General features: G+C 71.7%; 24 protein-coding genes. 23 read left to right on the top strand and 1 reads right to left on the bottom strand.

The genetic code is table 11. The features are described 5' to 3' along the window. Positions 1 to 11 precede the first annotated feature (11 nt). The 9 genes from FHX73_RS08100 (at position 12) to FHX73_RS08060 (ending at position 7,625) form a co-directional block, all read left to right on the top strand. Positions 12 to 1,181 carry a cysteine desulfurase family protein gene (locus FHX73_RS08100; protein ID WP_145904336.1) on the top strand — a complete coding sequence of 390 codons (1,170 nt, stop codon included), beginning with the start codon at positions 12 to 14 and terminating at the stop codon, positions 1,179 to 1,181. A 35-nt stretch (positions 1,182 to 1,216) separates the two neighbouring features. Beyond that, complete coding sequence (gene mnmA / locus FHX73_RS08095) at positions 1,217 to 2,371, top strand: tRNA 2-thiouridine(34) synthase MnmA (RefSeq protein WP_145904335.1); 1,155 nt, start codon at positions 1,217 to 1,219, stop codon at positions 2,369 to 2,371. A gap of 16 nt (positions 2,372 to 2,387) precedes the next feature. Further along, positions 2,388 to 2,918 (top strand): LOG family protein, encoded by a 531-nt coding sequence (locus FHX73_RS08090; protein ID WP_145904334.1) that lies wholly within the window; start codon positions 2,388 to 2,390, stop codon positions 2,916 to 2,918. A gap of 68 nt (positions 2,919 to 2,986) precedes the next feature. After that, on the top strand, positions 2,987 to 3,676 hold the full coding sequence (locus FHX73_RS08085; RefSeq protein WP_145904333.1) for an SDR family oxidoreductase: 690 nt from the start codon (positions 2,987 to 2,989) through the stop codon (positions 3,674 to 3,676). Between the two features lie 97 nt (positions 3,677 to 3,773). Further along, a complete protein-coding gene (locus FHX73_RS08080; protein WP_145904332.1) occupies positions 3,774 to 4,607 on the top strand; it encodes a LolA-like protein in 834 nt (277 codons plus the stop codon). Positions 4,608 to 4,802: 195 nt separating this feature from the next. Further along, complete coding sequence (locus tag FHX73_RS08075) at positions 4,803 to 5,009, top strand: hypothetical protein (RefSeq protein ID WP_145904331.1); 207 nt, start codon at positions 4,803 to 4,805, stop codon at positions 5,007 to 5,009. Positions 5,010 to 5,042: 33 nt separating this feature from the next. Next, positions 5,043 to 5,879, top strand: coding sequence for a hypothetical protein (locus tag FHX73_RS08070; protein WP_145904330.1), 837 nt, complete (start codon positions 5,043 to 5,045; stop codon positions 5,877 to 5,879). Positions 5,880 to 5,905: 26 nt separating this feature from the next. Further along, positions 5,906 to 6,916, top strand: a complete 1,011-nt coding sequence (locus tag FHX73_RS08065) for a methionine synthase (protein WP_281292656.1) — start codon at positions 5,906 to 5,908, stop codon at positions 6,914 to 6,916. A gap of 175 nt (positions 6,917 to 7,091) precedes the next feature. Next, the gene (locus FHX73_RS08060) at positions 7,092 to 7,625 is read left to right on the top strand and encodes an NUDIX hydrolase (RefSeq protein ID WP_145904329.1); all 534 of its coding nucleotides are present in this window, start codon (positions 7,092 to 7,094) and stop codon (positions 7,623 to 7,625) included. A gap of 1 nt (position 7,626) precedes the next feature. Here FHX73_RS08060 and FHX73_RS08055 read toward each other — a convergent pair whose 3' ends face one another. Next, positions 7,627 to 8,934: an NsdA family TPR-like regulatory protein gene (locus FHX73_RS08055; RefSeq protein ID WP_145904328.1), complete on the bottom strand. Its 1,308-nt coding sequence runs from the start codon at positions 8,932 to 8,934 to the stop codon at positions 7,627 to 7,629. Between the two features lie 172 nt (positions 8,935 to 9,106). Between FHX73_RS08055 and FHX73_RS08050 the strand changes: the two genes are divergently transcribed. The 14 genes from FHX73_RS08050 to FHX73_RS07990 all read left to right on the top strand — a co-directional run bounded on the left by FHX73_RS08050 (position 9,107) and on the right by FHX73_RS07990 (position 23,348). After that, entirely contained in the window at positions 9,107 to 9,601 is a 495-nt protein-coding gene (locus FHX73_RS08050; protein WP_170304871.1) for an ATP-binding protein, read from the top strand. Positions 9,602 to 9,754: 153 nt separating this feature from the next. Then, positions 9,755 to 9,889 (top strand): hypothetical protein, encoded by a 135-nt coding sequence (locus tag FHX73_RS47110; RefSeq protein WP_281292655.1) that lies wholly within the window; start codon positions 9,755 to 9,757, stop codon positions 9,887 to 9,889. A 14-nt stretch (positions 9,890 to 9,903) separates the two neighbouring features. Continuing rightward, positions 9,904 to 11,094, top strand: a complete 1,191-nt coding sequence (locus FHX73_RS08045) for a JmjC domain-containing protein (RefSeq protein WP_145904326.1) — start codon at positions 9,904 to 9,906, stop codon at positions 11,092 to 11,094. 29 nt (positions 11,095 to 11,123) lie between these two features. Next, entirely contained in the window at positions 11,124 to 11,999 is an 876-nt protein-coding gene (locus FHX73_RS08040) for an aldo/keto reductase (protein ID WP_246213416.1), read from the top strand. 196 nt (positions 12,000 to 12,195) lie between these two features. After that, positions 12,196 to 12,831, top strand: coding sequence for a phosphotransferase (locus tag FHX73_RS08035; protein ID WP_246213415.1), 636 nt, complete (start codon positions 12,196 to 12,198; stop codon positions 12,829 to 12,831). Between the two features lie 200 nt (positions 12,832 to 13,031). Next, positions 13,032 to 13,469, top strand: a complete 438-nt coding sequence (locus FHX73_RS08030; RefSeq protein WP_145904323.1) for a hypothetical protein — start codon at positions 13,032 to 13,034, stop codon at positions 13,467 to 13,469. A gap of 252 nt (positions 13,470 to 13,721) precedes the next feature. Next, positions 13,722 to 14,630: a serine/threonine-protein kinase gene (locus FHX73_RS08025; RefSeq protein ID WP_145904322.1), complete on the top strand. Its 909-nt coding sequence runs from the start codon at positions 13,722 to 13,724 to the stop codon at positions 14,628 to 14,630. 83 nt (positions 14,631 to 14,713) lie between these two features. Beyond that, complete coding sequence (gene ligA, locus FHX73_RS08020) at positions 14,714 to 17,062, top strand: NAD-dependent DNA ligase LigA (protein ID WP_246213414.1); 2,349 nt, start codon at positions 14,714 to 14,716, stop codon at positions 17,060 to 17,062. Between the two features lie 341 nt (positions 17,063 to 17,403). Beyond that, positions 17,404 to 19,230, top strand: coding sequence for a putative bifunctional diguanylate cyclase/phosphodiesterase (locus FHX73_RS47105; protein ID WP_145904320.1), 1,827 nt, complete (start codon positions 17,404 to 17,406; stop codon positions 19,228 to 19,230). Between the two features lie 114 nt (positions 19,231 to 19,344). Further along, positions 19,345 to 19,641, top strand: coding sequence for an Asp-tRNA(Asn)/Glu-tRNA(Gln) amidotransferase subunit GatC (gene gatC, locus FHX73_RS08010; RefSeq protein WP_145904319.1), 297 nt, complete (start codon positions 19,345 to 19,347; stop codon positions 19,639 to 19,641). A 4-nt stretch (positions 19,642 to 19,645) separates the two neighbouring features. Continuing rightward, positions 19,646 to 21,154 carry an Asp-tRNA(Asn)/Glu-tRNA(Gln) amidotransferase subunit GatA gene (gene gatA / locus FHX73_RS08005; protein ID WP_145904318.1) on the top strand — a complete coding sequence of 503 codons (1,509 nt, stop codon included), beginning with the start codon at positions 19,646 to 19,648 and terminating at the stop codon, positions 21,152 to 21,154. Beyond that, entirely contained in the window at positions 21,151 to 21,390 is a 240-nt protein-coding gene (locus tag FHX73_RS08000; protein WP_145904317.1) for a hypothetical protein, read from the top strand. Before gatA ends, FHX73_RS08000 begins: the two co-directional genes overlap by 4 nt. A gap of 87 nt (positions 21,391 to 21,477) precedes the next feature. Continuing rightward, positions 21,478 to 22,974, top strand: coding sequence for an Asp-tRNA(Asn)/Glu-tRNA(Gln) amidotransferase subunit GatB (gene gatB, locus FHX73_RS07995; RefSeq protein WP_211786291.1), 1,497 nt, complete (start codon positions 21,478 to 21,480; stop codon positions 22,972 to 22,974). 170 nt (positions 22,975 to 23,144) lie between these two features. Continuing rightward, positions 23,145 to 23,348, top strand: coding sequence for a hypothetical protein (locus tag FHX73_RS07990; protein WP_145904315.1), 204 nt, complete (start codon positions 23,145 to 23,147; stop codon positions 23,346 to 23,348). Positions 23,349 to 23,449: the final 101 nt, after the last annotated feature.

Below are 23,449 nucleotides of genomic sequence, written 5' to 3'. Positions count from 1 at the left end.
CTGGTCCAGCCATGCCATACCTCGACCATGCGGCCACCACCCCGATGCTCCCCGAGGCGATCGCCGCGATGACGGCGCACCTCGGTGCCACCGGCAACGCCTCCTCCCTGCACGCGGCCGGCCGCCGGGCCCGCCGGGTGATCGAGGAGTCCCGCGAATCGCTGGCGGCCGCGCTCGGCGCCCGCCCCAGCGAGATCGTGCTGACCGGCGGGGGTACCGAATCGGACAACCTGGCCGTCAAGGGCCTCTACTGGGCCCGCCGGGCCGCCGACCCGGCCCGGACCCGGGTGCTCTGCAGCCCGGTCGAGCACCACGCGGTGCTGGACGCGGTGGAGTGGCTGGCCGAGCACGAGGCCGCCCGGGTCGAGTACCTGCCGGTGGACGGCCACGGACGGGTGCACCCCGAGGCGCTGCGCGAGGCGATCGAGCGGGACCCGGCCTCGGTCGCCCTGGTCACCGTGATGTGGGCCAACAACGAGGTCGGCACCATCCAGCCGATCCCCGAACTCGCCGCCGTGGCGCGCGAGTTCGGCATCCCGATGCACTCCGACGCGGTGCAGGCGGTCGGCCAGGTGCCGGTCTCCTTCGCCGAGGCCGGGGTGGACGCACTGACCGTCACCAGCCACAAGCTCGGCGGGCCCTACGGGATCGGCGCGCTGCTGCTCTCCCGCGCCGCCGCCCCGGTGCCGCTGCTGCACGGCGGCGGCCAGGAGCGGGACGTGCGCTCCGGCACCCTGGACGTGCCCGCCGCCGCCGGCTTCGCGGTGGCCGCCGAACTGGCCGTCGAGCGCCGGGCCGGGTCCGCCGCCCGGATCGGCGCGCTGCGCGACGAACTGATCGCCCGGGTCCGCGCGGCGGTGCCGGACGCGGTGCTCAACGGCGACCCGTCGCCGGCCGGCCGGCTGCCCGCGAACGCGCACTTCTCCTTCCCCGGCTGCGAGGGCGACGCGCTGCTGATGCTGCTGGACGCGGCCGGCATCGAGGTGTCCACCGGCTCGGCCTGCTCGGCCGGGGTGCCGCAGCCCAGCCACGTGCTGCTGGCGATCGGCGCCGAGCCCCGGCAGGCCCGCTCCTCGCTGCGGTTCTCGCTCGGCCACACCTCCACCGGCGAGGACGTGGCCGCGCTGGCCGCGGCGATCGGCCCGGTGGTGGAGCGGGCCCGGAACGCGGGACAGCGCTAGGGCCCGTCGCGGGATTGCGTAGGCTGGAGGGCACTATGACTGAGTTCCCCGGTGCCCCCAGCGGTCCCTCCTCCGCCCCCTCCGGTTCGGGGCGCCTGCGCGTGCTCGCCGCGATGTCCGGCGGGGTCGACTCCGCCGTCGCCGCCGCCCGCGCCGCGCAAGCCGGGCACGAGGTGACCGGGGTGCACCTGGCGCTCTCCTCGAACCCGCAGTCCTTCCGCACCGGCGCCCGGGGCTGCTGCACCCTGGAGGACTCCCGGGACGCCCGCCGGGCGGCCGACGTGATCGGCATCCCGTTCTACGTCTGGGACCTGGCCGAGCGGTTCCGCGAGGACGTGATCGACGACTTCGTCGCCGAGTACGCGGCCGGCCGGACCCCCAACCCGTGCCTGCGCTGCAACGAGAAGATCAAGTTCGCCGCGCTGCTGGACAAGGCGCTGGCGCTCGGCTTCGACGCGGTCTGCACCGGCCACTACGCGCGGGTGGTCGAGCTGCCCGGCGGCGGCCGGGAGCTGCACCGCGCGGTGGACGCGGCCAAGGACCAGTCCTACGTGCTCGGCGTGCTGGACGCCGAGCAGTTGGCGCACTCGCTCTTCCCGCTCGGCGACACCACCAAGGAGCTGATCCGGGCCGAGGCCGAGCAGCGCGGGCTGGCCGTGGCCAAGAAGCCGGACAGCCACGACATCTGCTTCATCGCCGACGGCGACACCCAGGGCTTCCTGGCCGAGCGCCTGGGCGCCGCGACCGGCGACATCGTGGACGCCGACGGCACCAAGCTGGGCGAGCACGACGGCGCGTTCGGCTTCACCATCGGCCAGCGCAAGGGCCTGCGGATCGGCCGTCCGGCCGCCGACGGCAAGCCGCGCTACGTGCTGGACATCTCCCCGGTGACCAACACCGTCACGGTCGGCCCGGCCGAGGGCCTGGACGTGCTGGGGCTCACCGCGATCCGGCCGCGCTGGTGCGGCCCGGCCCCCGAGGGCGCCGGCCGGTACACCGCGCAGCTGCGGGCGCACGGCGAGGAGGTGCCGGTCACCGCCGAGGCGGTGGGCGAGGAGCTGCGGGTGCGGCTGGACCGGCCGGTGCGCGGCATTGCGCCGGGTCAGGCGGTGGTGCTCTACGACGGCACCCGGGTGGTGGGTTCGGCGACCATCGCGGAAACGGAGCGGCGGGCCGTCGCGGGCATCTGATAGTTCTTTTCCCATCATGAACATCACCGTCTTCTGCTCCGCGTACTCACTGGACGACCGCTACTCCGTCCCCGCCGCCGAGTTCGCCCGGCTGCTCGGCTCGGGCGGCCACACCCTGGTCTGGGGCGGCTCCAACGCCGGCCTGATGGGCCTGCTCGCCGACGAGGTCAAGGCGGCCGGCGGCCGCCTGGTCGGCGTGCTGGTCGAACTGCTCGCGCACAAGGGCTACCAGGGCGCCGACGAGCTGGTGATGACCGCCGACCTCGCGGCCCGCAAGGCGGAGCTGCTGGCCCGGGCCGACGCCGTGGTGGTGCTGGCCGGCGGGCTCGGCACGCTGGACGAGGTCACCGAGGTGGTGGAGCTCAGGAAGCACGGCCTGCACGACAAGCCGATCGTCCTGCTGGACACCGAGGGCTTCTACGCGGGCCTGCGCACCCAGCTGGAGCGGATGGAGGCCGAGGGCTTCCTGCCGCGTCCGCTGGCCGAGCTGGTCTCCTTCGCCGGCACCCCGGCCGAGGTCTTCGAGCTGCTCGCCGCCGCTTCCTGAAAAATCGCAGCCTGAGAAGACCGCAGCCTGAGAAACCTCGCCTGAGAAACATTGCCTGAGAGGCCGTCATGTCCACCCATCTGCTCACCGGTGCCGGTTCCGGCATCGGCGCCACCGTCGCTCAGCGCCTGCTCGACCGGGGGGACGAGGTCTGGCTGCTGGCCCGCAACGCCGGCCGGGCCGCCGAGCTGCGCGAGCGGTTCCCCGGCGCGCACACCCTGGTCGGCGACCTGGCCGACCCGGCCAAGCTCTCCTGGGCGCTGGGCCACCAGAGCCCGCCGCAGGAGCTGGACTCGCTGCTGCACATCGCCGGCGTGGTCGAGCTGGGCCCGATCGGCGACACCCCGGTCAAGGTCTGGAACGACACCCTGGCGGCCAACCTGGTGGCGCCGGCCGAGCTGACCCGGCTGCTGCTGCCGCAGCTGCGCCAGTCCCGCGGCCACGTGGTCTTCGTCAACTCCGGTGCGGGCCTGCGGGCGAACGCCGAGTGGGGCTCCTACGCGGCCAGCAAGTTCGGCCTGCGCGCGCTGGCCGACGCGCTGCGCGAGGAGGAGCACGGCAACGGCGTCCGGGTCACCACGGTCTACCCGGGCCGCACCGCGACCCCGATGCAGGCCAAGGTGCACCGGCAGGAGGGCAAGGAGTACGACGCCGACGCGTGGATCTCCCCGGAGTCGGTGGCCACCGCCCTGCTGACCGCGATCGACCTGCCGCGGGACGCCGAACTGACCGAACTGACGGTGCGTCCGGGCCGCTAGGGCCGGCAACTGCCGGGCCGCCGTCGGCGGCCCGGCCGGCACTGTGCATACTCATCCTTCTGCCTGACAAATATTAATTTTCGGCTCAAGGATTCTCATGTTCTCCAACCGGCTCGTGCCCTCCGCTGCCGTGCTCTGTGTCACCCTCGCCGTGGGCGCCACCGCGTGCGGGTCGAGCGGATCCACCAAGGCGTCCTCGCCGGCCTCCGCCGCGGCCCCGGCCTCCGCCGCCGCCCCCGCCAGCCCCTCGGCGTCCCCCAGCCCCTCCGGGCTGGACGTCAGCACCCTTTCCGCCGACGACATCCTCGACAAGGCGCACACCGCCATGAGCTCGATCACCTCGATGCGGATGGCCGGCAACATCACCACCGACGGGCAGAAGACCGTCATGGACCTGCGCGCCGACAAGGACAAGAACTGCGCCGGCACCGTGACCGTCGGCGCGACCGGCAGCGTGGAGATCATCCACAACGCCTCCGGCACCTGGATGAAGCCGGACGCCGCCTTCTGGCAGAACGTCAGTGCGCAGGAGGGCCACGCCTCCGCCGGCCCCGCCGTCGCCAAGATGTTCAGCGGCAAGTACCTGACGGGTGCGCAGGACGACCAGAACTTCAAGGACATGGCGAGCATGTGCGACATGATCTCCGGCATCGCGGGTGACAACTCCAAGCCGGACAGTGCCACCAAGGCCGCCCCCACCACGATCAACGGCCAGGGTGCGATCGAGATCGACACCAAGGATCAGGACGGTCCGGGCAGCGTCTACATCGCCACCCAGGGCGCCCCGTACCTGCTGCGGATGACCAGCACCGGTTCGGAGCCGGGCCAGTTCGACCTCAGCGAGTTCAACAAGCCGCTGAGCATCCAGGCCCCGCCGGCCGACCAGGTGATCAACTACAGCGACTTCCAGAAGAAGGTCCAGTCGGTCTGATCAGGGCTTGAGGGTGTCCCCCGGCGGTGTGTCCGCCGGGGGATATTCCGTTTCGGCGGCGACCGGTCCGATGGATAATGATCACCTCATCTCCATGATGTGACGGTCGGGTTGAAGGATGGTCATGTTCTCCAGTCGGGCCCTCGCCGCCTCCACTACCTGACGGGAGCGCAGGACGACCCGAAGCTGACGGACGTGGCCCGCATGTGCGACCTGATCGACCAGATGTCCGGTGCCGGTGACAGCGCCGGCGAGGACGGCAACGACGCCGAGGAGGCCAGCGGCGGCGACTACGGCCAGTTCGACTTCCTCGACTACAACAAGCCGCTCGACCTCCAGGCCGCGCCGGCCGACCTGGTGATCGACCGGTCGACGGTCCAGCAGCAGGCCCAGTCCGTCTGAACCGGCACCCGCCGACCGAGTCGAAGGAACCGCATGCCCGCCAACCGCCTCCTCCCCGCCGCCCTGCTCTGCGCCGCCCTCGCGGTGGGCGCCACCGGGTGCGGTGACCCGAAGGACACCAGCAACGACGGCAAGGCGAAGGCTCCCGCCTCGCCGTCGGCCTCCGCTAGCCCGAGCGACGGGTCGGCCTCCGCGAGCCCGAGCGGCGGGTCGGCCTTCGACGGCATGACGGCCGATCAGATCGAGCAGGCCGCGAAGAAGGCGCTGGCCTCGGCCACCACGGTCAAGGTGGGCGGCTCCATCGGCGCCAAGGGCGGGCCGGTGACCGTCGACCTCTCCTTCGACAACCAGCAGCACTGCCAGGGGACGATCAGCTCGGAACAGTTCGGCACCCTGGAGATCATCCACAACGCCGACGGCACCTGGATGAAGCCGGACGCCACGTTCTGGCAGTACGCCGCCACCAAGGCGGGCAAGCCGGGCGCCGGACCGCAGGCCGCCGAGCTGTTCAAGGGGCGCTACCTCACCGGAGCGCAGGACGATCCGGCGCTGGCCCCGATGGCGCAGCTGTGCAGCCTGGTCGCCAAGGAGACCTCCGACGAGCCGGCCGGGGCCGCCTACACCAAGGGTGCCGAGAGCGGCGCCAACGGCGTACCCGCCCTCAAGATCTACGGCAAGGACGACCAAGGGCAGGACACCATCCTCTACGTGGCCTCCCAGGGCACTCCCTACCTGCTGAAGGTCGACGACGGGGGTGGGGCCGCGGTGATCGACTTCTCCGACTTCAACCAGCCCGTCAGCATCCAGGCCCCGCCCGCCGACCAGGTGGTCGACTACGACGCCTTCGAGAAGCAGCTGCAGTCGGTCTGACCGGCCCGCTCCTCTAGGCTTCCGGTGTGAGCGATGACTACCCCTTCCCCGAGCTGACCGGCGCCGCGACCGGGATCGGGTCGATGCCCGGGACGGACGCGCGGGAGGCCGCCCGGACCTCGGTCGGCGCGCTGGAGCAGCTGCCCTTCCTGCCCGAGCTGCCCGCCCGCGGGCCGGGGGCCGACATGATCGGGCGCTCGGCCGGGCTGCTGGTGGAGCTCTTCGCCGAGGTGCAGCCCAGCGGCTGGCGGTTCGCCGACCGTCCGGGCCGGGACACCCGGCGGGCCCACTCGTGGATGGGCGAGGACCTGGACGCGCTGGAGGAGTTCACCCAGGGGTACGAGGGTGCGCTCAAGCTCCAGGCGGTCGGGCCGTGGACACTCGCCGCTTCCGTCGAACTGCGCCACGGCGAGAAGGCGCTGGCCGACCCGGGCGCCTGCCGGGACATCGCCGGCTCGCTGGCCGAGGGCCTGCGCCGCCACCTCGCGGACGTCCGCAAGCGGGTACCGGGCGCGCAGGTGGTGCTGCAGCTCGACGAGCCCTCGCTGCCGGCCGTGCTGGCGGGGTCGGTGAAGACGGCCAGCGGGTTCCAGCGCCTGCGCGCGGTGGACCGGCAGGTCGCGGAGGAGGCACTGCGCGAGCTGATCCGGTCGCTGGACGTCCCGGTGCTGGTGCACTGCTGCGCGCCGGGGGTGCCGATCCCGCTGCTGCGCCGGGCGGGGGTGGCGGGGATCTCGCTGGACTTCGGGCTCCTGACGGATCGTCAGGACGACGCCATCGGCGAGGCGGTGGAGGCGGGCACGGTGCTGCTGGCGGGCGTGGTGCCGTCGGTGGACGCGGAGAAGTCCGACCCGGCCGGCGCCGTCGGCGGCATCCGCACGCTGTGGCGCAAGCTGGGCCTGGACCCCCAACTCCTGGGCCGCCGCGTCCTGGTCACCCCTACGTGCGGCCTGGCGGGGGCGAGCCCGGCGTACGCGAGGAGGGCACTGGTGGACAGCGCGAAGGGTGCGCAGAGCTTGGTGGACAACCCGGAGTAGAGACGGACCAGGAGGTCTCGACCTGACGGTCCGTTGATGGGTGACGGGATGGCCGAAGGGTGGGCGCCCCGCGTTCATCCGACGGTATTCGTCACTCTGACGCGAATTGGCTTGGGCATGCCCATAGACCTGATGGGTCTGACATGCTGAAGGTCCGTCGAGAGGGGCCGCAGCGATGCAGTGGAAGATCCACGGGGAACGTCCGATCTACGAGAACCCTTGGGTGAACGTGTGGCTGGTCGACGTCGAGCAGCCGGACGGGCATCGGTGGGAGCACCACGTGCTGAAGCTGCGGCACCTGGCGGTGGCGGCGGTGGTGAACGAGCATAAGCAGGTGCTGATGATGTGGCGGCACCGGTTCATCACGGACTCGTGGGCGTGGGAGTTGCCCATGGGTCTGATCGAGGCGGACGAGTCACCGGCCGAGGCTGCCGCTCGTGAGGTGCTGGAGGAGACCGGTTGGCGGGTCGCGGAGGTCAAGCCGCTGATCTACGCCCAGCCGGCGAACGGGATCACCGACTCGGAGCACTTCGTCTTCCGGGCCAATGCTGTCGAGTACGCCGGGCCGCCGACCGAGCGCAACGAGTCGGACCGGATCGAGTGGATCCCGCTCTCCGAGCTGCGCGGCATGATCGACCGCCGAGAGATCGTCAGTAGCGGCTCGCTGGTTGGTGTGCTGTACCTGCTGCTCGATGAGGCTGGCCTGTAGCTCAGGAGCGCATCTCCTGGATTCGTGCCGACAGTTCGGCGGCTGGCCGGGTGCTGCGGTAGGGCGTCAGTTGGTGGCGGAACTCCTGAAGGTGCGCGACCACTCGCGCAGACCCCACCTCGGTTGCCAGGCTGAGCGCTTCACCGGCCGTGCTGCACGCCAACTCCACTGCGCCGCGTTGGAGCTGGGTACGCGCCAGCCAGTAGGAGTGGAACGCTCGGCCACGCTGATTCGCGTTCGCTTCGGCTCGCAGGGCTTCCTTGATGAGCGGTTCGGCGGCTGCGGCGTCGCCGAGCTGGCCCAGCGCGATGCCTGTATCGACGGTGAGCTTGGTGCGGTCGAAGTACTGGACCCATGCCGGGTCGTCGTCCGCTGGATCGATGCGCTCGAAGTATCGCCCCGCGTCCTTGATCGCGCGGTGGGCGGCCTCCTGGTCGTGCGCGCTCGCATGGCCGAAGGCCTCCCGCATGGACAGCATCGCCATCAGCCTCGGCGTGCCGCCGTCGAGTCGTGCGCTGTCCTGGGCGGCCCTGGCCAGGGTGATCGCTTCGCGTGCCCTGTCCTCGTAGGTGGCCTGAAGGCTGAGGCAGGAGAGCACGTTGGCGGTGAACGGCCGGTCGTCGATCTCTCGCGCCAGGCGTAGCGCCTCGGTGAAGTAGCTCCGGGCCATGCCGTACTGCCGGGCGTCGAAGTACGTCCACCCGGTGAGGCGCGCGAGTTCGGCCGCGATCCCGTGCAGGCTGCGCTGGTAGTTCGGATCGGCTGTGTCGTGCAGAACGCCGAGCACGTAACGGAGTTGGCCCATGACGGCGGGGCGGAGAGCCTCACCGCCGTGCTCGTCGTCGCGTCGCCAGTAGTCCTCGATCGAGGCTTGGAGGGAGCGGAGAACCGTTGGCGTGACCCTGCTACTGGCCGCTATGGCGAGGATGTCGTCGAGCTCTCGGCTCGGCAGCACTGAATCCGCAGGTAAGGTCGCCGGCTGCCGCACCAGTGCCACGGGGCGGACCACAGCCTCCGGGTGTTCCCAAATGCGGGGAGCAAGTCCAACCATGTGCCCCGGGATTCGGAGGCCGTCCGCGATGCGCTCGATGACGGTCATGTTGGCGATTTCCCGGCGCCCCGCGATGACTTCGCCGACGCGGCTGGGGGTCAACTCGCAGGCCCGGGCGATACGGGACGGGTGGAAGCCGCCTCTGCTCTTGGCCAGGCGGAAGATCTGGCTGAAGTTTCGTTCCTGACAGGCGGCCACCATCTCGGGGTCGGCCAGCAGTCGCCTCGGCAGGCCGGTTGGTGGTGTCGATTCGGTCATGTCCGGTACCCCCACACCGGGAGGATCATCACTCGGTGTCACGTGGCATAACAGACCGCGAGTCTACCCATGGTGGGTAATCAGCTGGCTCTTATCGCGGAACTGCCCGACCGGAAATCCTGGGAGTCGCCGGGGGAAGCCCGGGGAACCCGATCGAGACGGAGGGCGGCCCGTGCTGAAGAGCTCGACGAACGCCACCACACTGCAGCCTTCGCAAGCGTGGGAAGTTGAGCCCGATTTGGCCGCCGCTCCGTCAATACGCCGGTTGATCACGGGGATTGCCAAGGGCTGGCGTGTTCCGCTGTCCGATGACGCGCTGCGAGACGTCGAGCTTTGCGCCGGTGAGGTGCTTGCCAACGCCGTTGAGCACACCGGTGCCCGGTTCCGGGTCACCGTGGGGTGGACGGGCGAGCGCCTCCGTGTCGAGGTCGCGGACAACAGCCTCCGGCCGCCCGACCGTGGTGCCGCCGAGGACATGCTCACCGGGGGTCGGGGGCTCCTGTTGGTCGAGGGACTCGCCCACTCGTGGGGCTGGAGGCCCGAAGGCGCGGGCAAAGTCGTCTGGTTCGAGTGCGCGGCCGACCAGTTGGTGACCGGGGACAGACGACTCGCCGTCCTCGTCAACGCCGCGCAGGCAAGGGGTCACGAGCTCTCGGACTCGGCCTGACGCCACATCAAGCTCCAGTCGGCTCGTTGGGGAGCTCACGGGCTGGCTGGTCCCGGTGTCGGTCGTCACTCCTCCTTGGTGGCTGATCGGCGCCGCCCCAAGTCTTCCTGCCGGAATCCCGGTAGGAGTACCCAACTAGAAGGGAAGAAGCACATGGTGCAGGACACCCCGGCGGCCCCGGCCGCTGAGGGCGGCCTCCTGGTCGCCGCGCGGAAGATCACCGCTGCTCGGGCTCGGACCGAGCAGCCGTCCGACGTCACCAGCGGCCGCTCCGACGGCAACGACTGATAAGGCCGCCCACGATGCTTGACGCTGCTTCGTGGGCGGCGCGTCTGGGCGGGGAGTCCTTCCTCGCCCAGACGCTGCACCGCTCCTACGCCGTCTTCCCCGGAGAGGCCGCCGATCTCGCCGGCCTCCTGTCATGGGACGACATGAACACCATCCTCTCGACCCAGCGTCTGGAGCCCCCGCGGCTCCGCCTGTCGCTGGACGGCGAGATGGTGCCCCAGCACCGGTACACGTTGCCGATCACGACTCGCCGATCCGTGACCTGGCAGCGCATCCAGCCGGCCGACCTGCACGCTCAGCTGGCGGAGGGCGCCTCGATGGTCCTGGATTCGATCGAGAAGATCCACCCGCCGATCGGGGCCGCCGCCGAGGCCCTGGAGCGCTTCCTCGGGACGCTGGTCGAGGTCAACGCCTACGCCTCGTGGACCGAGCGGGAGGGCTTCGGGACGCACTGGGACGACCACGACGTGGTGGTGGTCCAGGTGCACGGGTCCAAGCGCTGGAAGCTGTACGGGCCCACCCGGCCGGACCCGACCTTTCGGGACGTCGAGTCGCCGGAGGAGCCGCAGGGTGATCCGGTGGCCGACCTGGTCCTGACCGCCGGTGACGTGCTCTACGTGCCGCGCGGCTGGTGGCACGGCGTCACGGCCGACCAGGGCACCGAATCGCTGCACCTGTCGTTCGGCCTGGTGACGCACACCGGCGCCGACCTCCTGATCTGGCTGGTCGATCAGCTCCGCTCGCACCGGACCCTCCGACAGGATGTTCCCCGGTTCGGCTCACCACGTGAACAGGCCGCGTTCGTGCGGGAGCTGCGCGAAGCCATGGCGGTCGAGCTGGCGGATCCGGACCTGGTCAGCCGCTGGGCTGACTCCGTGGACACGACCCACTACGGTCGCGCGGTGCCCTCGCTGCCCTACGTCACCGGTCTGCCCGCTCGGGCGGAGGTATCGGTGCGCCTGACCACTCCCCGGGCACGCCTGACGGAGAACCAGGCGGACGGAACGGTGACCCTCGCGGCGGCGGGAACCGAGTGGGAGTTCAGCGGACAAGCCGCTCCCATGCTCCGGGTCCTCCTCACAGGCCAGCCGGCCACGCTCGGCTCGCTGGCCGCGACCGCCGGGCTTGAGGTCAAGGAGGTGGCCTCGGCACTCTCGTTGCTCATCGAGGGCCAAGCCGCCTCCGTCGTCGGGACGGCGCTGTGACAGCCGTCCTGGGGCTGGGAACGTACCGGGTGCGCGCCGTCCAGGAGGCGGCGCGCACCGCCCTCGCCTCCGGTGCGCGCTGGGTGGACACCGCCCCCAACTACGCGCACGGCCTGGCCCACCACGAACTCGCCCCCGTCCTGGGGGAGTACCCGCACGCTCAGGTGACCACCAAGACCGGGTTCCACACCCGCGCCCAAGGACAGGCTGCCGTCGTGGCTGGTGTGCTCACCGCCGAACACGCGGCTGTCGGGCACAGTCTGGAACCGGCGTTCATCCGCTGGCAGACCGAACGGTCCCTGCACGCCCTCGGCCGGGAAGCCGACCTCGTCTTCGTCCACAACCCCGAACACGTCCACCACCACGATGGACGAGACGAATGCCACGCCCAACTACGTTCGGCCTTCGCTGAATTGGAGAGCTTGGTGCAGGAACGCCGGATCCGGGGCTACGGGGTCGCCACCTGGTCCGGGTTCACCTCCGGTGCGTTCACCGTGCCGGACCTGTTGCGCCTGGCCACGGAGGCCGCCGGATCGGAGCGCCACCACTTCAGGGGCCTGCAACTCCCGGTGAGCCTGGTGATGGCCGCCCCCATCGATCAGGCGCTGGACGGTGGCGGTCCGCTCATCCAGGCACGCGATGCCGGGATCGCCACCTTTGGCTCGGCGCCGCTGCATGGTGGCGAGTTGCCCGGTCTGATGACACCCGAACTGGTGGAGTTGATCCGGCCCGGCTTATCGGTCCCGGCTGCCGCACTGCTGGTGGCGGGCTCGTGCCCCGGCCTGGACGTGGTGCTCGTCTCGGCCAGCGGCCAGCAGCACTGGGACGATGCTGCCAAGGTGCTGGCCGAACCGCTGGCCGTCGACCGACTCAGGAAGGTGATCAATGCACTCGCCGCCGGATGACGACACCAGGGGCCGCATGGAAGCCGCGCACCAGACGGCGGCTTGCCGACTCGGGGTTCACAGCGACGGTCCCCCGGTCTGGGGAGACCTTGGGAGCACGCTGAGCCGACGCGCCGGCGACCGGTGGCTGCGCGTCTTCTCGACCAGACGGATCGACGCCGCCCGCAACAGCGGGGAGGGCATCGTGGGCGCGTCGGTGCTCATCTCTGACGACGTGCCGCGTCCCCGGCTGCACGGCTCGCTGGATTGGGTCGCGGACGGGTTCGGCTACGGGGCCGACCTCCTCGACTTCGTGCCGCACCCGGTGATCTCCCCGCACCGCCCCGACCTGGACCACGACCCCGGTCTGCCTGACGAGTGGTGGAGCGGCCTGCGGCGTGCGCTAACTCACCTCGGGCAGGCCCAGGGTGTGCGGACCACGGTGCGGGACAGCTGGTTCGAGAAGGCGTTCCCCCAGTTCCTCGGCATCCCGGCACCGGAGCGGGTGGAGCGTGTCACCGGTCACGGTGACCTGCACTGGGGCAACCTCACCGCACCGCTGGTGATCCTCGACTGGGAGCGCTGGGGACTCGTCCCCGTCGGTTACGACCTCGGCATCCTGCACGTGAACAGCCTCCTCGCCCCCGAGGTGGCCGCACGCATCCGCACCGAGTTCGCCGACGTGCTCGACACCCCTGCCGGGCGGATCGGCGAGCTCGCCGCGCTGGCCGAGATGCTGCAAGCCGTGGCACGCGGCTACTACTCCGAGCTTGTGCACCTCCTGGCTGTGCGAGCTGCTGAGCTCACCGGAGTCCAACCTCCCATCCCGGTCAGCTCAGAGTTCCTGGCTTAGCGCCGCATCAGGCTTTGTCCTCAGGGGCGGAGCGGGTCGGGCCTCGTCGGTGGCGTCCGGCCTTTGCAGTGAAGGGGGTTGTGCTCCCACCGGAGCTGCCGCTCGCCCGGGCCGCGGTGGTGTCGGGGCGAGCGGTGGCGTCGGCTGTCCGGTCGCTTCTGACGGTCGACCAGCGGCGGGACTGGCCCTAGGGTGCGAGGGTGCGCAAACCGTTAGCAGCGACAGCCACCGCCGTCCTCCTCCTCGTTCTCACGACCGGCTGCGGACACGCCGCCGGCCACGACACGAGTCCTGCCCCGCCGGCCCCCACGCCCAGCTACGTGCCGCCGTTGCGGAACCCGACCGCTACGGAGACCGCCGCTTTCCTGGCGTCCCTGCGGGCTCTCGCCACACAGCCGGGCCTCGATCAGTTCTCGCCCCAGAACCACACCGACGATCAACTCATCCGAGTGGCCAGGGCGACCTGCCTGTCGCTGGCCTCCGATGGTCCGACGGGCGGCATGTCGACGTTGACGACCCTCGGCTGGACGAAGCCGATGTCGTACGCGATGCTGCGGGCGGTCGTCGCGCCGGGGAGTTTCTGCCCGCAGGATGCGGTGGTGGTGAACCCGTGGCTGAGCAGCGCGGGGGCCGCTTGAGCCAAGGGCGATCCAGTGGAGGCCGGGCCGGCCGGCCGGTCGTCGCGCACCTCTGCTGAGGCAGCGGCGCGAGGGGGGCGCACGTGGGGTTGCGTAACGTGGTCGCGCGATAGCGGAGTGTGGTTTGCGGGGTCGTTGGCCATGTAGCGTGCGCGGTGAAACGGGTTGCCCCTGTGCCGAAAAGGGGCGAGCCCGGAGGGTGTTCCACCACCCGGCCGGGCTCTTCAACGCCAAGTGACAGGACCACTGACGATGCTCCGCAATGTTATCGCGCCCCCGCGCGACTTCACCCAGATCGCCAACGCCCACATCTGGAATGACGATCTCTCAGACTCCGCCTTCCGCCTGCTGGTTCGGGCCCTGGCGCTCTCCGAGCCCGCCGCCCGCCGGACCACCGTCACGGAGCTCGCCGCCGGCCTGACGGGCGGTCGGATCACCGCCGACCGGGCGCGCCGTCAGCTCGCCAAGGCCGGGTTGCTGCACAGTACGAAGCGGCGCGATGCGAGTGGGCAGGTGCGGTCGGAGTCCCTCATGTCCAGCGTGTCGCTGGACGCAGGGGAGGCGGAGCAGCTCTTCGTCGGCCGACCGGGTGCCGGAGAACGGAAGGTCGGCCGGGCCGACGCCCCGTCACCCGGCACCGTCCTCCCCGCGGGAGGAACACTGCGGGACGACACGCCTTCCCCCCTCCCGGTCCCGCTCGATCCTGCCCTCGATCCCGCCCCCGACCCCGACGGCCGCCTCACAGCGGCCGAACAACTCCTCCGCTCCCTCCGCAAGACCGACCCCCGCCTCCTCCTCGGCTCCGCCGAGGTGGCCCGCCTCGCCCCGCTCGCCGCCGAGTGGCTGGCCCGGGGCGTCAGCCCGGCCGGGCTGCGGCACGCGCTGACCGCCGGGCTGCCCGTCCCCCTGAAGTGCCCGGCGGGACTGCTCCGCACCCGGCTGCGCGACAAGATGCCCGCCCACGAGTCGGACGACCAGCCGGTGACCCTGGCGATCTGCACAGACTGCGAGCGGCCGTTCCGCGTGGTCTCCGGCGAGAACCGCTGCGCACGGTGCCGCACCGCCGCAGCCGCACAACCCCAGCAGCCCGAGCCGACGCGCCCGGGATGGCGGGAGCGGCTGCGGCTCGCCGACGCCGGGTGCCCTTCGCACACTGGCTGACCTGCCCGCACACCAATCCGGGGCGGCGTCCGACCTGCCCGGTAGGGTCACCGCTGTCAGGTAGGGACGCGAGGAGGCACAGGGTGGCGGCGGTCGAGGGCTGGGAGGACGTCCCGGCGCAGGCGCGCAGGCGGCACGCGGAGCTGGCGGCGGAGGTCGAGGAGCACCGGGTCCGCTACTACGAGCAGGACGCGCCGACCGTCAGCGACGCCGAGTTCGACGGGCTGATGCGCGAGCTGGAGGCGCTGGAGGCCGAGCACCCGGCGCTGGTCACCCCGGACTCGCCGACCCAGAAGGTGGGTGGCGGCACCGCCGAGGGCTTCGCCAAGGTCGAGCACCGGGAGCGGCTGCTCAGCCTGGACAACGCGATGGACGACGAGGAGTTGGCCGCCTGGGCCGACCGGGTGGCCCGCGAGCTGGACGGCGTCGACTACCACTACCTGTGCGAGCTCAAGGTGGACGGCCTGGCCGTCAACCTCACCTACATCGACGGCGACCTCGTGCTGGCCGCCACCCGTGGCACCGGCCGGGTCGGCGAGGACATCACGGCCAACGTCCGCACCATCAAGGACATCCCGCACCGGCTGCACGGCGCGGACCTCCCCCCGCTGGTGGAGATCCGCGGCGAGATCTACCTGCCCACCGAGGCGTTCGCCGAGCTCAACGCTTCCCTCGCCGCCGAGAACGAGCGCCGCAAGGCGGAGAACGAGGAGCGGGCCAAGGAGGGCAAGCGCCCGCAGGCGCTGCTCAAGCTGTTCGCCAACCCGCGCAACGCGGCCGCTGGTTCGCTGCGCCAGAAGGACCCGCACGTCACCGCCTCGCGCCCGCTGCACATGGTGGTGCACGGGATCGGCGCGCGCGAGGGCTTCGACATCGACTGCCAGTCGCACGCCTACCAGCTGCTGCGCGACTGGGGCCTGCCGACCGCCAAGCACAACAAGGTGGTCGCCACCCTCGCCGAGGTCCGGGCCTTCATCAAGCTGTACGGCGAGCAGCGCCACTCGGTCGAGCACGAGATCGACGGCGTCGTGGTCAAGGTGGACGAGATCGCCCTGCAGGGCCGGCTCGGCTCCACCTCCAAGTCGCCGCGCTGGGCGATCGCCTGGAAGTACCCGCCGGAGGAGGTCACCGCCAAGCTGGCCTCGATCAAGGTGGGCATCGGGCGGACCGGCCGGGCCACCCCGTACGCGGTGCTGGCCGAGCCGGTGAAGGTGGCCGGCTCGATGGTGCAGTACGCGACCCTGCACAACCAGCAGGTGGTGAAGGCCAAGGGCGTGCTGCTGGGCGACACCGTGGTGCTGCGCAAGGCGGGCGACGTGATCCCGGAGATCCTCGGCCCGGTGGAGGACCTGCGGGACGGCTCCGAGCGGGAGTTCGTGATGCCCTCGCACTGCCACGAGTGCGGTAGCGAGCTGCGCCCGATGTCCGAGGGCGACATCGACCTGCGCTGCCCGAACGCCGAGCACTGCCCGGCGCAGATCCGCGAGCGGATCGCCTACCTGGGCGGACGCTCCTCGCTGGACGTCGAGGGCCTGGGCTACGTGGCGGCGACCGCGCTGACCCAGCCGCTGGAGCCTGCTGACGCTCCCGTCAAGAACGAGGGGGACATCTTCGGTCTTACCGTGGAGCAGCTGCTGCCGATCCGGGTGCTGGTGCGCGACCAGAAGACCGGCATGCCCAAACTCGACGACGCGACCGGTGAGGAGAAGGAGGTCTCCTTCTTCGCCAACCTCAGCGGGGAGCCCAAGAAGACCGCCACGGTGCTGCTGGAGAACCTGGCCGCGGCCCGGGAGAAGGAACTCTGGCGCTACCTCAACGGCCTGTCGATCCGTCATGTCGGCCCGGTGGCCGCACAGGCGCTGGCGAGGGAGTTCCGTGACCTGGACGCGGTCTTCGAGGCCGACGAGGAGCGGCTGGCGGGGGTCGAGGGGGTCGGCCCGAAGATCGCCCGGTCGATCCAGGAGTGGTTCCAGGAGGACTGGCACCGCGAGATCCTGCGCAAGTGGCGCGAGGCGGGCGTGAAGTTCACCGAGGAGGCGCCCGCGGAGGAGGCCGAGCGCCCGCTGGAGGGGCTGACCGTGGTGGTGACCGGCACGCTGGCCGGGCACACCCGGGACGGCGCCAAGGAGGCGCTGGTCAGCCGCGGAGCGAAGGTGACCGGTTCGGTTTCGAAGAAGACCCACTTCGTGGTGGTGGGTGACAACCCCGGGTCGAAGTACGACAAGGCGGTCCAGCTCGGCCTCCCGGTGCTGGATGACGCCGGGTTCGAGGTGCTGCTCGCCGACGGCCCGGCGGCGGCGCGCGCCCACCTGGGCCTGCCGCCTGCTGACGAACCGTCGGTTGCCGACAAGGCGTCGCCCACTGACGAGCCGCCCGCCCCCGCCGACCCGCCGGCGGAGCCCTCCGCCACCGAGGGGGCTGACCAGGGCTGACGATTCCGTCTTGTTATCGTGCTGATGCCCCGTCACCAGGGTGCTGGGCGCGTAAAGGGGGCATCGTGTCACTGTGCGGCGCCGCGATCCGGCTGGCGTGCTCCCGGATGACCGAAAGTCCGCCCTCGCCATGGGGGCGGACTTACCCTGGAGCGCAACGGAGTGTCAGCAGGAGCGGGGGCCACCCGTCGGTGGGATCGGCGAGTGGTGGCGCCGACGGGGGCGCTTCCGGGCCGAGACCGACCGGCACTCGATCAGGAGTGGCCAGTCCGACCGCTCTTCGGGTCGGTTCCAGCCGCGAGGCGGCCTGGCGGGGGCGGGCCTGACGGAGGACAGGGCGTATGGATCGTTCGACCGGCGGTGCGCCGACGCGCCCGCCGCAGGGGGTGGCGGGCGCCGTCCTGCTGCTCGGCGTGCTGCTCGCCGGCGCCGCGCCGCTGATTCCGCTGGCCGTCCTGGTCAGCCGTCACGAGCCCGAGCTGCTACCGCTGTTCGCGGTTCCGATGGCGGTCCTGGTGGCGGCCTGGCGGATGGCCCGGGACCGGGCCAGGGACCAGCTGACCGATCCGCTGACCGGGCTGCCCAACCGGCACGCGCTGCTGCTGGCGGCCCAGGAGACCATCGCCGAACACCAGGATCAGAACGACTACTCGGTCGGTCTGATCCTGTTCGATCTCGACCGCTTCCGATCGCTCAATGACACGCTCGGCCACGCGGCCGGCGACCGGCTGCTGGTGCACATCGGCCGCCGCCTCCAGCGGGTGCTCCGCGGCGGCGCGGTGGACGCCGCGCCCGCCGCGCCCAGCCGGACCAGCCTGCCGCTGCTGCCCCCGGAGCCGCAGCCCTTCGGCCCCTGCCAGGCCGTCGGCTCCGCCGCCGCCCCGGTCACCGTCCCCGAGCTCACCCCGCTGCTGGCCGCCGAGCGCCGCCGGGAGACCGGCCGGCTGCTGGCCGGGCTGGAGCCGGGCGCCGCGGACGGCCGCCGGGCCGTGGTGGCCCGGATGGGCGGCGACGAGTTCGCGGTGCTGCTGCCCGGGGTCGGCCGCCCCGAGCTGCTGGAGCGCCTCGCCAAGGCGCTGATCGCCGAACTCGCCGCACCGATCCGCCTGGACGGCCTGCTGCTGGTGCTGGAGGCCACCGCCGGCGTCTGCGTCTACCCGCTGCACGCAGACGACGCAGAATCGTTGCTTCGCCGGGCCGACGTGGCGATGGCGCACGCCCAGCGGGCCCGCACCGGCGTCGAGCAGTACGACAAGTCCCAGGACGTGGACACCCCGTACCGGATCGGCCTGCTCGGCGACCTGCGCCGGGCGCTGGAGACCGGCGAGGTGCAGCTGCACTACCAGCCCAAGGTGGCCTTCGACGGCCGGGTGGTCGGCCTGGAGGCGCTGCTGCGCTGGGAGCGGCCGGGCCGCGGCCGGGTCTCCCCGGACGAGTTCGTGGGCCTGGCCGAGTCCAGCGGCCTGATGCCCCGGCTCACCGACTACGTGCTGGAGGCGGCGATCGGCCAACTCGCCGCCTGGCGCTCGCAGGGCCTGCAGGTGCAGGTCGCGGTGAACGTCTCGCCGCGCGACGTGCTCAACCCCGGCTTCGCCCAGCGGGTGGCCGGCCACCTGAGCCGCCATCAGGTGCCCGCCCACGCGCTCCAGCTGGAGATCACCGAGCGGCTGCTGCTGGACGACTCCCGGCTGGCCGCCGACACGCTCGCCGAACTGCGCGGGCACGGGGTCGGCATGTCGCTGGACGACTTCGGCACCGGCCACTCCTCGCTGGTGCGGCTGCGCAGCCTGCCGGTCGGCGAGCTGAAGATCGACCGCTCCTTCGTCTCCCGGATGGTCGCCGACCACCACGACGCGGCCGTGGTGCGCTGCTCGGTCGAGCTGGCCCACTCGCTCGGCCTGACCGTGGTGGCCGAGGGCGTGGAGGACGACGAGACCTGGGAGCGGTTGCACCACCTGGGCGTGGACGCGGTGCAGGGCTGGCTGGTCTCCGCCGCGCTGCCCGCCGACCAGGCCACCGCCTGGCTCCAGGTGCACCGCACCGGCCCCTCCCCGGCCGAGCGGCTGCCGGGTCTGCGGCGCTGGACCGGCCAGGCCGAACTGGTCCGCCCGGTGCTGCCCCGACAGCCCCTGGTGCCGCCGGCCGAGGCCCCGACGACCCCTCAGTAACACCGGTGACGTGCCGCGCCCCCTAGGATGGACGTCAAGTAAGAGAGGACGGGGCGCTCCCGCACGCGGAGCCCAGGTGCCGTCCTCGCCCGAACTCACCCTGAGGATCGCTGCATGCCTGGCATCACGCGCGAGGAGGTCGCCCACCTCGCCCGGCTGTCGCGTCTGGAGTTGCAGGCGGAGGAGCTGGACCACTTCGCCGAGCAGCTCGACGTGATCATCGGCGCGGTCGCCCGCGTTTCGGAGGTGGCCGGACAGGACGTCCCGCCGACCTCCCACCCGCTGCCGCTGACCAACGTCATGCGCCCGGACGAGGTCCGTCCCTCGCTCACGCCCGAGCAGGCGCTCTCCGGGGCCCCCGCGGCCGAGGAGCAGCGTTTCCGCGTCCCGCAGATCCTCGGGGAGGACTGACCTGATGACCGAACTCATCAAGACGCCAATCATTAAGTGGGCGGCGGCGAAGACCGCCGAGGCGATCAAGTCCGGCGAGGTCAGCGCGGTCGAGGTGGCGCAGGCGCACCTGGACCGGATCGACGCCGTCGACAAGAAGGTCAACGCCTTCCTGCACGTGGACACCGAGGGCGCGCTGGCCGCGGCCAAGGCGGTCGACGAGAAGCGCGCCAAGGGCGAGGAGCTCGGCCCGCTGGCCGGCGTCCCGCTGGCGCTCAAGGACGTCTTCACCACCAAGGGCGTCCCGACCACCTGCGGCTCGAAGATCCTCGAAGGCTGGATCCCGCCCTACGACGCCACCCTGACGGCGCGTCTGAAGGACGCGGGCGTGGTGATCCTCGGCAAGACCAACATGGACGAGTTCGCCATGGGGTCCTCCACCGAGAACTCCGCCTACGGCGCCACCGGCAACCCCTGGGACCTGTCCCGGATCCCCGGCGGTTCCGGCGGCGGCTCGGCGGCCGCGCTGGCCGCCTTCGAGGCCCCGCTGGCGATCGGCACCGACACCGGCGGCTCGATCCGCCAGCCCGGCGCGGTCACCGGCACGGTCGGCGTCAAGCCCACCTACGGCTCGGTCTCCCGCTACGGCCTGGTCGCCTTCTCCTCCTCGCTGGACCAGGGCGGCCCGTGCGCCCGCACCGTGCTGGACGCGGCGCTGCTGCACGAGGCGATCGCCGGCCACGACCCGCTGGACTCCACCTCGATCGACGCCCCGGTGCCGCCGGTGGTCGCGGCCGCCAAGATGCGCGACATCCGCGGCATGCGGATCGGCGTGGTCAAGGAGTTCGCCGGCGAGGGCTACCAGGCCGGCGTGATGCAGCGCTTCCACGAGTCCGTGGAGCTGCTGCGCGAGCTCGGCGCCGAGGTGGTCGAGGTCTCCTGCCCGTCCTTCACCCTGGCGCTGCCCGCCTACTACCTGATCGCGCCCAGCGAGGCCTCCTCCAACCTGGCCCGCTTCGACGCCATGCGCTACGGCCTGCGGGTCGGCGACAACGGCAACCGGTCGGCCGAGGAGGTCACCGCGCTGACCCGCGAGGCCGGCTTCGGCCCCGAGGTCAAGCGCCGGATCATCCTGGGCACCTACGCCCTCTCCTCGGGCTACTACGACGCCTACTACGGCTCGGCCCAGAAGGTCCGCACGCTGATCTCACGCGACTTCGACGCCGCCTTCGCCGGCGTGGACGTGCTGGTCTCCCCGACCACCCCGACCACCGCCTTCCCGATCGGCGAGCGCGCCGACGACCCGATGGCGATGTACCTGGCGGACCTGTGCACCATCCCGTCCAACCTGGCGGGCAACGCGGCCATGTCGCTGCCGGTCGGCCTGGCGCCGGAGGACAATCTTCCGGTCGGCCTGCAGATCATCGCACCCGCGATGGCGGACGACCGCCTGTACCGCGTGGGCGGCGCCGTGGAGGCCGCACTCGACGACAAGTGGGGGCACCCCCTGCTGGAGGAGGCACCGGCACTGTGAGCACCGTCGCGAAGGCCAAGGGCTGGAAGCACACCAAGCCCGGCCTGCTGCTGTCCATCGCCACCAGCGCCTTCGGCGTCCTGAGCATCGTCAAGGACGTCAAGAAGGCCCGCTCGGAGGACGACACCCTGCTGCTGGCCAACGCCGTGGTCGGCGGCCTGGCACTGGCCACCGGCACCGCCCTGCTGGTCCGCGAGCTGCGCCGGCTGGGCATCGAGGACGTCCTCGCCGACTGACGTTCCGTCGGGTCCGGCCGCGGCACGCGCCCGGCGGCCGGACCCACCTTTCGAAGACTTACGAATGAAGGGGACGCTGTGAGCGTCATGAACCTGGTCTCCTACGAGGACGCTCTCGCGTCGTACGACCCGGTGATGGGCCTGGAGGTCCACGTCGAGCTGGGCACCAAGACCAAGATGTTCTGCGGCTGCTCGACCGAGCTGGGCGCCGAGCCGAACAGCCAGGTCTGCCCGACCTGCCTGGGCCTGCCGGGCTCGCTGCCGGTGGTCAACGCGATCGGCGTGGAGTCGGCGATCCGGATCGGGCTGGCGCTCAACTGCGAGATCGCCGAGTGGTGCCGGTTCGCCCGGAAGAACTACTTCTACCCGGACATGCCGAAGAACTTCCAGACCTCGCAGTACGACGAGCCGATCGCCTTCAACGGCTACCTCGACGTGCAGCTGGAGGACGGCTCGACCTTCCGGGTGGAGATCGAGCGCGCCCACATGGAGGAGGACACCGGCAAGTCCAGCCACGTCGGCGGGGCCACCGGCCGGATCCACGGCGCCACCCACTCGCTGCTCGACTACAACCGGGCCGGCATCCCGCTGATCGAGATCGTCACCAAGCCGATCGAGGGCGCCGGCGAGCGGGCCCCCGAGGTCGCCAAGGCGTACGTCGCCGAGCTGCGCGAGCTGATCCGCGCCCTGGGCGTCTCCGAGGCCCGGATGGACAAGGGCCAGATGCGCTGCGACGTCAACCTGTCGCTGCGCCCGAACGGCACCGAGAAGTTCGGCACCCGCTCGGAGACCAAGAACGTCAACTCGCTGCGCAGCGTGGAGCGGGCCGCCCGGTTCGAGATCCAGCGGCACGCCACCGTGCTCGGCCGCGGCGACAGCATCGTGCAGGAGACCCGGCACTTCCACGAGGACGACGGCAGCACCACGGCCGGCCGGATCAAGGACAACGCCGAGGACTACCGGTACTTCCCGGAGCCCGACCTGGTGCCGATCGCCCCGGCCCGTGACTGGGTCGAGCAGCTGCGCTCCGAGCTGCCCGAGCTGCCCCGGGTCCGCCGGGCCCGGCTGCAGGCCGAGTGGGGCCTGTCCGACAAGGACATGCAGTCGGTGCTCAACGCCGGTGCGGTCGAGCCGATCCTGGAGACCATCGCGGCCGGCGCGCCGGCCGACCAGGCCCGCAAGTGGTGGCTGGGCGAGCTGGCCCGCCGGGCCAACGAGACCGGCACCGAGCTGGCCGAGCAGCCGATCACCTCGGCCCAGGTGGCCCGGGTCTGCGCGCTGGTCGCCGAGGGCAAGCTGAACGACAAGCTGGCCCGCCAGGTGATCGAGGGCGTGCTGGCCGGCGAGGGCGGGCCGGACGAGGTGGTGGCCGCCCGCGGGCTGGCCGTCGTCTCCGACGACTCCGCGCTCGGCGCGGCCGTGGACCAGGTCATCGCCGAGAACCCGGACGTCGCGGACAAGATCCGCGGCGGCAAGGTGCAGGCGGTCGGCGCGCTGGTCGGCGCGGTGATGAAGGCGACCCGCGGCCAGGCCGACGCGGCGAAGGTGAAGGACCTCATCCTGGAGCGCCTCGGCGCCGCCTAAGCACCCGTCAGTACCTGTGGCCACCCCTCCTTAGGGGTGGCCACAGGCGTTTCCGGGGTCCGTCTAAGGCCCCCTGGGCGTCCGAGATCGGGCAAGCTGCCGATGTGCCCCACCCCCCTTGGAGAGGAACCTTTAGGTATCGCCAGAGGGACGGGAACCGAGGGGACACCGTGAACGAGTACGAGATCTACCTGCAGCGCAGCGCCGAGCTCCGGGCCGCCGCCGCCCACGAGCGGCTGGCCGACGAGGCCCGCCGGGCCAACCGGGCCGCCCGCACCGAACGGGGCAGCCGGCTCGGCCGCCTGACGGCCGGTCTGCGCCGGGCCGCCCGCCCGGTGCACACCGAGCGCGCCGCCGCGCTCGGGGAATGCTGACCGGAGCGCCGGGAACCGGCGCCGCTGCCACGAGGGGAGCAGCGGAGCCGGGAACCGGAGCAGCAACACGGGGGAGGGTCGCCGACGGCGCCCTCCCCTCG

This window comes from Kitasatospora viridis, from assembly GCF_007829815.1.
Taxonomy (GTDB): Bacteria; Actinomycetota; Actinomycetes; order Streptomycetales; family Streptomycetaceae; genus Kitasatospora; species Kitasatospora viridis.
This window is presented reverse-complemented; position numbering and strand designations above follow the sequence as displayed.

Bases quoted from the DNA above. Each gene is read 5' to 3' on its own strand.
- gatA (WP_145904318.1), top strand. From the start codon at position 19,646: ATGACCGAACTCATCAAGACGCCAATCATTAAGTGGGCGGCGGCGAAG.
- FHX73_RS47105 (WP_145904320.1), top strand. From the start codon at position 17,404: ATGGATCGTTCGACCGGCGGTGCGCCGACGCGCCCGCCGCAGGGGGTG.
- FHX73_RS08060 (WP_145904329.1), top strand. From the start codon at position 7,092: ATGCAGTGGAAGATCCACGGGGAACGTCCGATCTACGAGAACCCTTGG.
- mnmA (WP_145904335.1), top strand. From the start codon at position 1,217: ATGACTGAGTTCCCCGGTGCCCCCAGCGGTCCCTCCTCCGCCCCCTCC.
- FHX73_RS08100 (WP_145904336.1), top strand. From the start codon at position 12: ATGCCATACCTCGACCATGCGGCCACCACCCCGATGCTCCCCGAGGCG.
- FHX73_RS08045 (WP_145904326.1), top strand. From the start codon at position 9,904: ATGCTTGACGCTGCTTCGTGGGCGGCGCGTCTGGGCGGGGAGTCCTTC.
- FHX73_RS08070 (WP_145904330.1), top strand. From the start codon at position 5,043: ATGCCCGCCAACCGCCTCCTCCCCGCCGCCCTGCTCTGCGCCGCCCTC.
- FHX73_RS47110 (WP_281292655.1), top strand. From the start codon at position 9,755: ATGGTGCAGGACACCCCGGCGGCCCCGGCCGCTGAGGGCGGCCTCCTG.
- FHX73_RS08055 (WP_145904328.1), bottom strand. From the start codon at position 8,934: ATGACCGAATCGACACCACCAACCGGCCTGCCGAGGCGACTGCTGGCC.
- gatC (WP_145904319.1), top strand. From the start codon at position 19,345: ATGCCTGGCATCACGCGCGAGGAGGTCGCCCACCTCGCCCGGCTGTCG.
- FHX73_RS08025 (WP_145904322.1), top strand. From the start codon at position 13,722: ATGCTCCGCAATGTTATCGCGCCCCCGCGCGACTTCACCCAGATCGCC.
- FHX73_RS08080 (WP_145904332.1), top strand. From the start codon at position 3,774: ATGTTCTCCAACCGGCTCGTGCCCTCCGCTGCCGTGCTCTGTGTCACC.
- FHX73_RS08085 (WP_145904333.1), top strand. From the start codon at position 2,987: ATGTCCACCCATCTGCTCACCGGTGCCGGTTCCGGCATCGGCGCCACC.
- FHX73_RS08090 (WP_145904334.1), top strand. From the start codon at position 2,388: ATGAACATCACCGTCTTCTGCTCCGCGTACTCACTGGACGACCGCTAC.
- gatB (WP_211786291.1), top strand. From the start codon at position 21,478: ATGAACCTGGTCTCCTACGAGGACGCTCTCGCGTCGTACGACCCGGTG.